General features: G+C 53.7%; 13 protein-coding genes. 9 read left to right on the forward strand and 4 right to left on the reverse strand.

The window, feature by feature from the left end:
- Positions 1–47 precede the first annotated feature (47 nt).
- From thpR to panD, 9 genes are all read left to right on the forward strand, one after another.
- Entirely contained in the window at positions 48–581 is a 534-nt protein-coding gene (gene thpR, locus F3J40_RS05920) for an RNA 2',3'-cyclic phosphodiesterase (protein ID WP_167012971.1), read from the forward strand.
- A gap of 8 nt (positions 582–589) precedes the next feature.
- Complete coding sequence (gene sfsA, locus F3J40_RS05925) at positions 590–1,294, forward strand: DNA/RNA nuclease SfsA (protein WP_167012972.1); 705 nt, start codon at positions 590–592, stop codon at positions 1,292–1,294.
- Positions 1,295–1,552: 258 nt separating this feature from the next.
- Positions 1,553–2,008 (forward strand): RNA polymerase-binding protein DksA, encoded by a 456-nt coding sequence (gene dksA / locus F3J40_RS05930; RefSeq protein WP_167012973.1) that lies wholly within the window; start codon positions 1,553–1,555, stop codon positions 2,006–2,008.
- Positions 2,009–2,077: 69 nt separating this feature from the next.
- Positions 2,078–2,995 (forward strand): tRNA glutamyl-Q(34) synthetase GluQRS, encoded by a 918-nt coding sequence (gene gluQRS, locus F3J40_RS05935; protein WP_167012974.1) that lies wholly within the window; start codon positions 2,078–2,080, stop codon positions 2,993–2,995.
- Positions 2,996–3,035: 40 nt separating this feature from the next.
- A complete protein-coding gene (pcnB, locus tag F3J40_RS05940; protein WP_237761022.1) occupies positions 3,036–4,463 on the forward strand; it encodes a polynucleotide adenylyltransferase PcnB in 1,428 nt (475 codons plus the stop codon).
- Complete coding sequence (gene folK / locus F3J40_RS05945; protein WP_167012975.1) at positions 4,460–4,945, forward strand: 2-amino-4-hydroxy-6-hydroxymethyldihydropteridine diphosphokinase; 486 nt, start codon at positions 4,460–4,462, stop codon at positions 4,943–4,945. The genes pcnB and folK overlap by 4 nt, the downstream gene beginning before the upstream one ends.
- A gap of 77 nt (positions 4,946–5,022) precedes the next feature.
- On the forward strand, positions 5,023–5,817 hold the full coding sequence (gene panB / locus F3J40_RS05950) for a 3-methyl-2-oxobutanoate hydroxymethyltransferase (RefSeq protein ID WP_167012976.1): 795 nt from the start codon (positions 5,023–5,025) through the stop codon (positions 5,815–5,817).
- A gap of 13 nt (positions 5,818–5,830) precedes the next feature.
- Positions 5,831–6,685: a pantoate--beta-alanine ligase gene (gene panC / locus F3J40_RS05955; RefSeq protein WP_167012977.1), complete on the forward strand. Its 855-nt coding sequence runs from the start codon at positions 5,831–5,833 to the stop codon at positions 6,683–6,685.
- Positions 6,686–6,713: 28 nt separating this feature from the next.
- A complete protein-coding gene (gene panD / locus F3J40_RS05960; protein ID WP_017348493.1) occupies positions 6,714–7,094 on the forward strand; it encodes an aspartate 1-decarboxylase in 381 nt (126 codons plus the stop codon).
- Positions 7,095–7,131: 37 nt separating this feature from the next.
- Here panD and F3J40_RS05965 read toward each other — a convergent pair whose 3' ends face one another.
- The 4 genes from F3J40_RS05965 to hpt all read right to left on the reverse strand — a co-directional run bounded on the left by F3J40_RS05965 (position 7,132) and on the right by hpt (position 12,568).
- On the reverse strand, positions 7,132–9,975 hold the full coding sequence (locus F3J40_RS05965) for an inverse autotransporter beta domain-containing protein (RefSeq protein WP_167012978.1): 2,844 nt from the start codon (positions 9,973–9,975) through the stop codon (positions 7,132–7,134).
- A gap of 264 nt (positions 9,976–10,239) precedes the next feature.
- Positions 10,240–11,010, reverse strand: a complete 771-nt coding sequence (locus F3J40_RS05970; RefSeq protein ID WP_167012979.1) for an ABC transporter permease — start codon at positions 11,008–11,010, stop codon at positions 10,240–10,242.
- Entirely contained in the window at positions 11,007–11,933 is a 927-nt protein-coding gene (locus tag F3J40_RS05975) for an ABC transporter ATP-binding protein (protein ID WP_017348489.1), read from the reverse strand. The genes F3J40_RS05970 and F3J40_RS05975 overlap by 4 nt, the downstream gene beginning before the upstream one ends.
- A gap of 98 nt (positions 11,934–12,031) precedes the next feature.
- The gene (hpt, locus tag F3J40_RS05980) at positions 12,032–12,568 is read right to left on the reverse strand and encodes a hypoxanthine phosphoribosyltransferase (RefSeq protein ID WP_017348488.1); all 537 of its coding nucleotides are present in this window, start codon (positions 12,566–12,568) and stop codon (positions 12,032–12,034) included.
- Positions 12,569–12,826 lie beyond the last annotated feature (258 nt).

Below are 12,826 nucleotides of genomic sequence, written 5' to 3' on the forward strand. Positions count from 1 at the left end.
GTGTTAATATGCCGCGCATTGTATCACTGCCTTAACGAGAAGCCGCTATGGCGACACAACGCCTGTTTTTTGCGCTTAGCCTGCCTAAACCCCTGCCGCAGCAGCTCGTTAACTGGCGGGCAGAACAGTTCGCCGCGGAAGACGGTAAACCGGTAGAAGCGGCCAACCTGCACCTGACGCTGGCGTTTTTAGGTGACGTCAGTGACACCACATCCGCGCGTTTACAGCAAGCCGCCGCACGTATTCAGCAGCCCGGTTTTCAGATTGAGTTAAATGATGCAGGCCACTGGCCGCGACCGGGCGTGGTGTGGTTGGGCTGCCAGCGTGCGCCGCGTGGGCTGCTGCAACTGGCCAGCCTGTTGCGTTCTCAGGCCGCGCGCCACGGCTGCCCGCAGAGCACTCAGCCGTTTCATCCGCATATCACGCTGTTGCGTCACGCTACCCAGCGCGTGGCACTGCCAGCACCCGGTTTCCACTGGCAATTTGCGGTAGAGCACTTTGGCCTTTATTCCTCCAGTTTTAGCCGTGGCCGCACCCGCTATAAACAGCTGGCCCGCTGGCCGCTGCTGCCTCTCGCATAAGGAGATGTATGCTGTTCGATCCCCCACTGCAACCGGCGCGTTTAATTGCCCGCTATAAGCGCTTCCTGGCGGATGTCGTCACGCCTGCTGGCGAGACTTTTACGCTGCACTGCGCCAATACCGGCGCCATGACCGGCTGTGCCACGCCAGGTGATACCGTCTGGTATTCCACCTCGACTAGCCTGACGCGCAAATATCCGCACAGCTGGGAATTAACCGAGACTCAAACCGGTGACTGGATCTGCGTAAATACCCTGCGCGCCAACCAGTTGGTGCGGGAAGCACTCGCGTTACAGCTCATCCCGGAATTATCCGGTTATGATCGCTGCCAGGCGGAGATCAAATATGGCAGTGAAAAAAGCCGAATCGATTTTCTGCTGCAAGCAGAGGGTCGGCGCAACTGCTATATTGAAGTCAAGTCCGTAACCCTTTTACAGCAGGGAAAAGGCTATTTTCCGGATGCGGTGACGCTGCGAGGCCAAAAGCACCTGCGCGAACTGAGCACGGTTGCGCAGGCGGGCCATCGGGCAGTCTTGTTGTTTACTGTTTTGCACTCGGGGATTGAGGACGTCTCTCCGGCACGGCATATCGATGCCGCGTATGCAGAACAACTGGTCCAGGCGCATAAAAGCGGTGTGGAACTTCTGGCGTATCAGGCTTCGCTTTCGACTTCGGGCATGTTAATAAATAAGTCGTTGCCCATCGCATTGTAATATTCCAGACAATTTGCTGTGATAAGAATGCGTTGAGCCGTGCGCCGATTACGCTGTTCCTCACAGGCTTGTCAAGGTGTTGACAGGAATAATTGCCAACCCTGACTGCTTCTGCTATTTATAGCGGCCTGTTTTTCCCCGTTGGGGGATCGATGTACCAAAGAATCTTCAGAAAGCCGTTGGATGGTCGCTATATGCTGAGCTGAAGCAGCAATCTGAAGATGATAGGTATAGTGCGTGTTATCCAGGAGAAACAACATGCAAGAAGGGCAAAACCGTAAAACATCGTCCCTGAGTATTCTCGCTATCGCTGGGGTAGAGCCATATCAGGTTCAACCAGGCGAAGAGTATATGAATGACGCTCAGTTGGGTCATTTCAAGAAAATACTGGAAGCGTGGCGTAATCAACTGCGGGATGAAGTGGACCGCACTGTTTCACATATGCAGGACGAAGCAGCAAACTTCCCGGATCCGGTCGACCGTGCCGCACAGGAAGAAGAGTTCAGTCTTGAACTGCGTAACCGTGACCGCGAGCGTAAGCTGATCAAGAAGATCGAGAAAACGCTGAAAAAAGTGGAAGATGACGATTTCGGCTACTGCGATTCATGCGGTGTAGAAATTGGCATTCGCCGCCTGGAAGCGCGTCCAACTGCTGACCTTTGCATTGATTGCAAAACGCTGGCAGAAATCCGCGAGAAGCAGATGGCTGGCTGATGTGCCGCCTCTGTGAATCACCAAACGGCGGGGAAACCTCTGTTTTCCCGCTGTGCGGTCACCTCTGAGATGAACAGTTCTTCCCCCTGTGTTGGGCGCTTCGCACCCTCTCCTTCTGGTGAACTCCATTTTGGTTCTTTGATTGCTGCGCTGGGTAGCTATCTCAACGCGCGTGCGCAACAGGGCCGCTGGCTGGTTCGCATCGAAGATATCGATCCGCCACGAGAAGTGGCCGGTGCCGCACAGCAAATCCTGCATCAACTGGAACATTATGGCCTGCACTGGGATGGCGACGTGCTGTGGCAGTCCCAGCGCCATGAAGCCTACCGCGAAGTGCTGAACTGGCTGTGCCAGGAACGGCAAAGTTACTGGTGTACCTGCCCACGCAGCCGCATTCAACAGTTAGGCGGTTTCTACGACGGCCACTGCCGCACGCTGCAACACGGGCCAGAACACGCGGCTTTGCGCTTGCGCCAGCATCAGCCGGTGTATCAGTTTCATGATGGTTTGCAGGGCCTGTTAAGCGTAGATGCACGGATGGCAGAAGAAGACTTTATTATCCATCGCCGTGATGGGCTGTTTGCTTACAATCTGGCGGTGGTGGTGGACGATCACTATCAAGGCGTCACGGAAATCGTGCGCGGCGCGGATTTAATTGAGCCCACCGTGCGACAAATCACCCTGTATCAACAGCTCGGTTGGTCAGTGCCCGATTACCTGCATCTGCCGCTGGCGTTAAACCCAGATGGCAATAAATTATCCAAGCAGAATCACGCGCCAGCCTTGCCAGCAGGCGATCCGCGCCCGCTACTGGTGGCCGCATTACGCTTTCTGGGTCAGCCCGTCAGTGACGGCTGGGCCGACGAAACGCAGGCACAATTACTGGCTGCTGCGGTGAACCATTGGGATATTGCTGGCATCCCTCGTGGGAACATGCTGACAACAGCATTCTCAAACGGTTCACTTCAAGCTATGATTAGCCGCTGATTTTAACAACACCCTTTTTATGTCACTGTCGAGGTGTACTATTTTTACCCGAGTAGCGAATTTTTGCCGCAAAGTCCTCAAACGTGATGAGGAGGCACCCGCAGAGGTGATTGAACCGGAGCGTCAACATATGGCGATCGTCCCTCGTGAGAGCCACAACATTTCGCGCAAAGATATCAGCGAAAATGCCCTGAAAGTGCTCTATCGCCTGAACAAAGCCGGTTTTGAAGCCTACCTGGTGGGCGGTGGCGTACGTGATTTACTGCTGGGCAAACAGCCGAAAGACTTCGATGTCTCCACCAACGCCACGCCAGAACAGATGCGCAAGCTGTTCCGCAACTGCCGTCTGGTCGGTCGTCGCTTCCGTCTGGCGCACGTCATGTTTGGCCCGGAAGTGATTGAAGTCGCCACTTTCCGTGGTCATCATCAGGAAGAAGAGCAGGATCGCAACAACTCACAGCGCGGCCAGAACGGTATGCTGCTGCGTGATAACATCTTTGGCTCAATTGAAGATGATGCCCAACGCCGCGATCTCACCATCAACAGCCTCTATTACAGCGTGGCCGATTTCACCGTGCGTGATTACGTTGGCGGGTTGCAGGATCTGGAGCTGGGGATTATCCGCATGATTGGCGATCCGGAAACCCGCTACCGCGAAGATCCGGTGCGTATGCTGCGCGTGGTGCGATTTGCCGCCAAACTGGATATGCGCGTTGCGGCAGAAACCGCAGAGCCGATTCCGCGCCTCGCCACGTTGCTGAATGATATTCCTCCTGCACGTCTGTTCGAGGAGTCACTGAAGCTGCTGCAAGCAGGTCACGGTTACAGCACCTACCTGAAGCTGCGTGAATTCCAGCTGTTCCAGCCGCTGTTCCCGACGATCACGCGGAACTTCACCGAAGCCGGTGACAGCGCGATGGAACGCATGATTATTCAGGTGCTGAAAAACACCGATAACCGCATTCAAAACGACATGCGTGTGAATCCCGCCTTCCTGTTTGCCGCGATTTTCTGGTATCCGCAAATGGAAGCGGCGCAGCAAATGGCACAAGAGAGCGGTCTGCCTTGGTATGAAGCCTTTGCCCTGGCGATGAACGATACGCTGGATGAAGCCTGCCGTGCGCTGGCAATCCCGAAACGCATTACCACCCTGGTACGTGATATCTGGACGCTGCAACTGCGCATTTCGCGCCGTCACGGTAAACGCGCCTGGAAGCTGATGGAGCATCCGAAGTTCCGCGCGGCTTATGATCTGCTGGCACTGCGTGCCGAAGTGGAAAACAACCAGGAGCTACAGCGTCTGACGCATTGGTGGGGTGAATTCCAGGCGGCAGCACCGGTACAGCAAAAAACCATGCTGAACACCCTCGGGGATGATCCGGTTCCGCGCCGTAAAACCACCCGTCGCCCGCGCCGCCGTCCGAATGGCCCTGCGCGTAGCAACAACAGCAATAACAACGCCTCATGACCCGCGTTTACCTGGCGCTGGGCAGTAATCTCGCCGATCCACTGCATCAGGTGGATGCGGCGTTACAGGCGCTGGATGCACTGCCGCTGAGCCGCCGTGTGGCGACCTCAGCGCTGTATCGCACACCGCCCTATGGCCCACCCGATCAGCCCGACTATCTCAATGCCGCCGTCGCACTGGAAACCGAACTCAGTGCTGAAGCCTTGCTGGACCACACGCAGCGCATTGAGCTTGAGCATGGCCGGGTGCGCAAAGCGGAACGTTGGGGACCACGCACGCTGGATATCGACATTATGCTGTTCGGAGATGCGGTGATTAACACCGAGCGTCTCACCGTACCGCACTACGATATGCACCAACGGGCGTTTATGCTGCTTCCCCTGCTGGAAATCGCCCCTACCCTCTGCTTCCCTGACGGAAAACCGTTAAAATCTCTGCTGGATGCGCTAGATAGCAGCACGATTCAGCCCTGGTTCAACTGAATAGCACCGCAGACATATCCCTGCGGTGTTCATTGCAGTAAACTGCGCGCATCATAAATTGCTGTAATGAGCGCGTCATGAAACCCACCACTATTACTCAGTTACGCCAGTGGAAAGCCAGTGGTCACAAATTTGCCACTCTGACTGCCTATGACTTCAGTTTTGCTCGTCTGTTTGCCGATGAAGGCATTCAGGTGCTGCTGGTAGGCGACTCTCTCGGTATGACGGTACAGGGCCATGAGTCTACCCTGCCCGTCACCCTTGACGATATTGCCTACCATACCGCTGCGGTACGCCGTGGGGCACCGCAATCACTGCTGTTAGCCGATCTCCCCTTTATGAGCTATGCCACGCCGGAACAGGCGTGTATCAGTTCCGCACAGCTGATGCGTGCCGGGGCCAATATGGTCAAGCTGGAAGGCGGAGCATGGCTGGCAGAAACCGTACGCACGCTGACCGAGCGCGCGGTGCCGGTATGTGGTCACATCGGCTTAACGCCACAGTCGGTGAACATTTTTGGCGGCTATAAAATTCAGGGACGTGGCGACGAAGCCGCCGATCGTCTGCTGGCAGATGCGCTGGCAATTGAAGCCGCAGGCGCACAGCTCATGGTACTGGAGTGCGTGCCTGTGGCCGTGGCACAGCGTATCACCCAGGCATTAACCATTCCGGTGATCGGCATCGGTGCTGGTAACGTCACAGACGGCCAGATTCTGGTAATGCACGATGCTTTTGGTATTACTGGCGGCCACATTCCGAAATTTGCGAAAAACTTCCTCGCGGAAACCGGCGATGCGCGCGCGGCTATTCGCCAGTATATCGCTGAAGTGGAAGGCGGCCTCTATCCCGGTGCTGAACACAGCTTCCAGTAAGCAGGAGAAGAACGTGTTAATTGTTGAAACTATTGCGCTGCTGCGCCAGGAAATCCGCCGTCATCGCCTGCAAGGGAAACGCATTGCGTTGGTTCCCACCATGGGCAGCTTGCATGATGGCCACTTAACACTGGTGGATGAAGCTCGCGCGCGTGGTGATATTGTTGTCGCCTCAATCTTCGTGAACCCGATGCAGTTTGAACACGCGGATGATTTGGCGCGTTATCCCCGCACCTTGCAGGAAGATTGCGAGAAGCTGAACCGCCGCAAAGTCGATATTGTTTTCGCTCCAGCCCCGGCTGAAGTCTATCCCGAAGGTCTGGATACCCACACCTATGTTGAAGTGCCGGTGCTGTCCGAAGTGCTGGAAGGTGCCAGCCGTCCCGGCCACTTCCGTGGTGTTGCTACCGTGGTGAGTAAGCTGTTCCATCTGGTGCAGCCTGACGTTGCCTGCTTCGGTGAGAAAGACTTCCAGCAGTTAGCCATCATTCGCAAAATGGTGCGTGATATGGGCTTTGACATCGAAATCATCGGTGTGCCAACGGTGCGTGCCAAAGATGGCCTGGCGCTGAGTTCACGCAATGCCTACCTCACTTCTGAAGAGCGTAAGCTGGCACCGGGTCTGTCACAGGTGATGAACGCGATTGCCGAACGCCTGGCAAACGGCGAACGCCACGTCGAAGAGATTCTGGCCGAAGCCGAAACCGCGTTGCAGGAGAAAGGACTGCGCCCGGACGGACTGGCGATCTGTGATGCCGACTCGTTGCAGCCGCTGACCACCGAAAGCCAGCGCGCCGTAATCCTGATGGCTGGCTGGTTAGGTAAAGCGCGATTGATTGATAACCAACAGGTTGATTTGACGCAGTAAGCGTCACTCTGACACAGGAATTACCGCTATGATTCGCACGGTTTTGCAAGGCAAACTGCACCGCGTTACGGTGACACAGGCCGATCTTAATTACGAAGGCTCCTGCGCTATCGATCAGGATTTCCTGGATGCTTCCGGCATCCTGCAATATGAAGCCATCGATATCTATAACGTGACCAACGGTCAGCGTTTTTCCACCTACGCAATTTCTGCGGAAGCGGGCTCAAAAATTATCTCGGTCAATGGCGCGGCAGCACGCTGTGCCTGCGAAGGGGATATTTTGATTATCTGCTCTTACGTACAGGTAGAAGATGCCGTGGCACGCGAATGGCAGCCAAAGGTCGCTTACTTCGAAGGCCAGAATGAAATGAAGCGCCTGGCAAAGGCGCTTCCGGTACAGGTGGCTTAATCGTCGCTATTCCCCCCGGTTCTCCGGGGGTGAAGAGTCAGTCTTTTACACACACAAAATTATTCGATGCTGAGTTGATGGTCGTTGTGTAGTGATAGCCGGGTTGTCTGGTACTCCCATCGCTGCTTATGTATGTCCTGAAAAGCCCCATCGTAACGGTGTTCCCAGAACGAGTACCGAACATTTGGTAATACTCTTTGGAGAACTCTCTGGTCCAATAGCCAGAGCCAGCCTCCATCTCATTGAAATTCGCTTTTTGCGCGGCAAAATAAGCCAAATCGTTCAAATTAGCCGCCCGACCGCCACCGTAAGTACGGCATTCGTTATTCGCCTGCACCTCTTCAACTGTTTTGAATTCCGTATACATCGTCCAGTAGTAGCGGTTACCCACAGCATAAACTGGACGAACCGTTACCGCCCGACTCTCGGAAGTTAAATTGGTATCCACAATCACAGAGACCTGTGTTTTGACTTTGGAGGTGTTTTTGGCATAAAGGATTGCCGTTGCTTCCCCTCTATCATTGGTTACAGAAGTTCGCTCAATCCTGCCGCCTGAAGTGGCACTCCAGTTAACGACCTGCCCTTCAACAAATCGCCCTTCGGCATCTTTCACTACCGCAATGAGGGTATTCAAGTCACCGTCTGAACCGGTCATCACAGCCTTTGATTCTGACAATGAAGCAACACGCGCTGTTTTGGTATCGCCGGTAAACAGCACTGCATCTGCATTAACTTTGGTTTTCACCTGCGCTGAGACCACTGCGCGTCCGGTATTGCTGTTACGTAACGTCGCCGTTACTCGCCCCTGTTCGTTGCTATCGCTAAAGCTCTGACTTAAGACGCCCGCGGTGGTTGACCAGTTAACACGTTGGTTTTTCAACAGATTACCTTTAGCATCCTGCACAATCGCGGTATAGATAATGCCATCAATGCCGTCTGCGACCGCGCGGGTTTTATCAGGCGAAATACTCCCTTTGACAATGTCTGCACTGCTGGCATCCGCGATAAACTGCACGTCTTTACTGGTGTTTTTCCCCTCTCCCGTACTGGCTCGTACCGTAACGGTTTCCGCCTTAACGTTGACCAGTTTGACAGAGACATAGCCATCAGCGTCGCTATTTCGCTTTAGTGAACTACCCGCGGCAACCTGCGCAGAACCTGAAAGGCTAAAGGTGACTTCATGGCCCACGACCGGATTACCGTTTTTATCCGTAACGCGAGCGCGGACTTCGGCAGTGGCTGTGCCATCAGCGACCACATTATTGTTAATCACTACCAGATCGGTATCGAGAATTCCTGGTAACCCGCTATCGGCGATTTGGTTAATTTTTAGCGAATTCAAGGCGGTGTTCAGCACCGAGGTGATAACCGTCAGTTCACCAGGCAGTGTTCCGGCAATAATGGCAAACTCGTAGCGTCCAGCGCTGACTTCACGTATATCCCCCCGAGTGGCGTTTTGCTGGCGCAGCGTCGCTTTTGACTGACTCAAATCAACCTGCAGTTGCTGCGACATCCCGCTTAGCGGCTGACCATCTTTAGCAACCAGCGTGACGGTCACTGTGGTTGAGGATATTCCATCGGCGACCAGAGAATAATCACTGGCATCAACTCTGCTGGCCCTGCTATCAACGCCTGGCTCCTGAATGATGATCTGTGTGGTTGCAACTGCCGAAGCGACATTACGGCGATCGTAGGCGACACCGCTCAGCGTGTACTGATTTTTAGCGCCAAAGTTATAGCGTGGCAGTGTCAGCTGATAGCTCTCCGCGCTCAGCGCTTCGACTTTACCGCCCGCAGCCACTAGCTCAGCATCATTCCAGACAATACGGCTTAGGCCGTGACGACTTTTCAGCGTGTAATCCAGGGATTGTGTCCCTCCACTTACCCCACTGATAGTGGATGGCAGGATCAGCACAAAGCTCTCCTGCTGACGATATTCCAGCACGATATTATTGTTACGTTCCACCAGATCCATGGCGCTACCCGCTAAGGTACGACGTTCGTCTATCGCCATATGATCCAGCTGTTTTTCCACTGGCACACCAAGCTGATAGTTCACCTGCATGCCAAAACGTGTGTCGCTGATACCACTGCCCACTTTATGGTCGGCAGTAAACGTCAAAAGTGGAAACGGTGTGTAGCTAGCACCTCCTGTAAAAGCGCTGGGATCTTTTTGCCTTGTATCCCTACCGCCCAATGCCACTTCATTGCCGTAATACTGCTCATACATCAGCCTACCGCCGATAGCGGGCCAGTCCGGCAGCCAGCCTTCAGCGCGCAGGTCAAAACCATTCGCCGGCCGAGCTTCATATCCAGTAACGTCACGCGAGGTTTTCCAGTCAGACAGACGGTAGTAACTGTTAACCGACAGTTTCAGGTAATCGCGCCACAGTTCCCCACCCAGGCCGAGGCGCTTGTGACCCAGGCTAATGTTATGATCGTAAAAGGCGTTGTAACCCAGCATCCAGTCATCAATAAAGTGACGATGCCCAAAGCCGAGATTGCCCGTTACCTGTGAATCGAGCGTGCGCAGGCCTGGCTGGGAAAAAATAATATGGTCATCATCCTGATACAGCGGTAACAGGAGATCTACCGAACCTGAGTGGGTTTTGAATTTGCTGTCTGCGCCCAGCTCAACGCGAGCGGTGCCAAATTGCTCCAGCCACTGCTGCATCTGGCTGGATGCCAGGCTGGTAGCCTGCTGGGTGAAGTAGCTTCCAGCATCGCGCGATTGAGCCAACTCGCTGGCATGCTGCGCAGCACCATCAAGCAAAAAGTTTTTTGCCGAAGCATCAAAAGAAGCCCGCACCATAGCTGCATAAAATGGGGTAAGAGCGACACCAAGCAGCACGGCAACCTGCGCCAGTGCAAAGCGACGCATTAAGCGTCTTCCTGGTGATTGTGGCTCCCCACGGGTGGAAGGGTGTTTGCGCATATATTCTCTCTTCTCAATAACAGGATGTTGAATGTCATGATTCAATCGAGCCCGCGAAAATACGCGAATCGATAGGCGGGAGAATTGTGAGAAATAAGTTGGAAGGCTAATACAAGCAGTAGCTGGGAATTATTGAAGAATTTTAAATATAAAAAAACGAGACCGGGCTAAGGTCTCGTTTTAAAAACTAAATAACTAAATAACTAAATATCAGGTGCGCAGTCCGCGCCCTTTTTGAATCAGGCTGTAAACAATCGCATAAAAAGCAATGATAAACGCCAGTAATACCGACAAACTCAGTACCAGTGAGACATCATGAATCCCTAAGAAACCGTAGCGGAATCCACTGATCATATACACAACCGGATTAAGCTTAGACACCGCCTGCCAGAAAGGAGGCAGTAACGTCAGGGAGTAAAATACGCCGCCCAGATAGGTTAACGGGGTCAATACAAAGGTCGGAATCAGGCTGATGTCATCAAATGTGCGGGCAAATACCGCATTTAACAGGCCCGCCAGCGAGAACAGAATCGCGGTCAGCAACAGCGTCAACGCCACCATGCCCCAGTCATAAACGTGGAAAGGCACGAAGAACAGCGAAATCGCCGTCACCAGAATGCCGACACACAGCCCACGAGCAACGCCACCGCCAACATAACCGGCGATAATAATGTGCGTCGGGACCGGAGCCACCAGCAGCTCTTCAATATTGTGCTGAAACTTCGCACTGAAAAATGAAGAGGCGACATTGGCGTAAGCGTTGGTGATCACCGCCATCATGATCAGTCCTGGCACAATAAACTGCATATAGCTAAAGCCATGCATATCGCCAATGCGAGAGCCAATTAAATTACCGAAAATAATAAAGTACAGCGTCATGGTAATAACCGGCGGCACCAGGGTCTGCACCCAAATACGTGCAAAGCGATTAATCTCTTTCGCCCAGATACTTTTCAGTGCTACCCAGTAAAGATGCGTCATACTTTTCCTCCTGCCTTGCCCTGCACCAGGCTAACAAACAGCTCTTCCAGACGGTTCGCTTTGTTGCGCATACTCAACACCTGCACCCCTTGCCCGCTGAGCTGGCTAAATACGCTGTTCAGGCCCTGTTCACGCAGGACTTCCACTTCCAGCGTTGAGGTATCGACCAGGCGATACTGGAACCCTTCCAGGGTGGGGACCGGGCTGTGTGGTGCCAGATCGAGAATAAAGGTTTCGGATTTCAGCTTCGCCAACAGCCCTTTCATGGAGGTGTTTTCTACCAGTTCACCGCTCTGAATGATCCCGATGTTGCGGCACAGCATTTCCGCCTCTTCCAGGTAGTGCGTGGTCAGAATAATGGTGGTGCCCTGTGCATTGAGTTCCTTGAGGAAGCCCCACATGGAACGACGCAGTTCGATATCCACCCCGGCTGTTGGCTCATCAAGAATCAGCAGCTTTGGCTCATGCATCAACGCACGGGCAATCATCAGGCGACGTTTCATCCCGCCGGAAAGCATACGTGCGCGTTCGTTGCGTTTGCCCCACAGATCAAGCTGCGTCAGATATTTCTCTGCGCGCACCAGCGCATCACGGCGCTCTACGCCATAGTAACCCGCCTGGTTAACCACAATCTGTAGCACCGTTTCAAACGGGTTAAAGTTAAATTCTTGCGGTACCAGCCCAAGCTGGCGTTTCGCATTGACCTTATCTTTTTCCAGGTCATAGCCGAATACGCGCACATTGCCGCCAGACTTGTTGACCAGAGAACTGATAATGCCAATGGTGGTTGATTTCCCGGCACCGTTTGGCCCGAGCAGCGCATAAAAATCGCCGGCTTCAACGTTAAGATCGATGCCTTTCAGCGCCTGTACGCCGCCAGAATAGGTTTTAGTTAGCCGGGAAAGTTCCAGTGCATAAGTCATGACGAATCCATACCCTGTATTAAGTTTTCCGCCAGCGTGATGCTGGCGGGAGCGCATTGTAGCGGAGTTGGTACAGGCGAACCTGAAAGATCGTGCGATTATTCGTCCAGCAGAACAACGTGACCGATATAAGGCAGGTGGCGATAGCGCTGCGCGTAGTCAATACCGAATCCAACAACAAACTTATCCGGGATGCTGAAACCGACATATTCTACCGGCACTTCAACTTCACGGCGTTCTGGCTTATCAAGCAGCGTACAAATCGCCAGTGATTTTGGTTCACGCAGCGCCAGAATTTCACGCACTTTGCTCAGTGTATTACCTGAATCGATAATATCTTCGACGATCAGCACATCTTTGCCGCGAATATCTTCGTCGAGATCTTTAAGGATTTTCACGTCACGCGTGGATGACATTCCACTGCCGTAGCTTGAGGCGGTCATGAAGTCCACTTCATGCGGCACATCGATCGCACGGCACAGATCGGCCATAAACATAAAGGAACCGCGCAGCAGCCCAACTAATACCATTTCACTGCCGCTCTCACGGTAGTGTTCAGTAATGGCTTTACCCAGCTCAGCGATACGGGTGGCGATCTCTTCAGTGGAGATCATCACATCAACAGTGTGTTTCATAACCTTTGTCTCACAGACGTTAACCAGAAAAATCATGTCGCGAATGCACGGAGGCGAGCAAACAGCGAACCAATGAGGACCGGAGTATAACAGCAACCGTAGAAGAGGGAAAAAGCGCCTGTGCGTTATCCGTTACCGGAACCGCCAGGATAACGCCATCACGCGGCCTCGCTCCCCCCGTTGAGGAGTAGCGAAAACGATCAGGATCGGCGTGAAGATATCCGTCAGGAGAGCCCGCCGGGACTGGCCCGGCGGTGT

The organism is Candidatus Pantoea multigeneris (genome assembly GCF_011752615.1).
Taxonomy (GTDB): domain Bacteria; phylum Pseudomonadota; class Gammaproteobacteria; order Enterobacterales; family Enterobacteriaceae; genus Pantoea; species Pantoea multigeneris.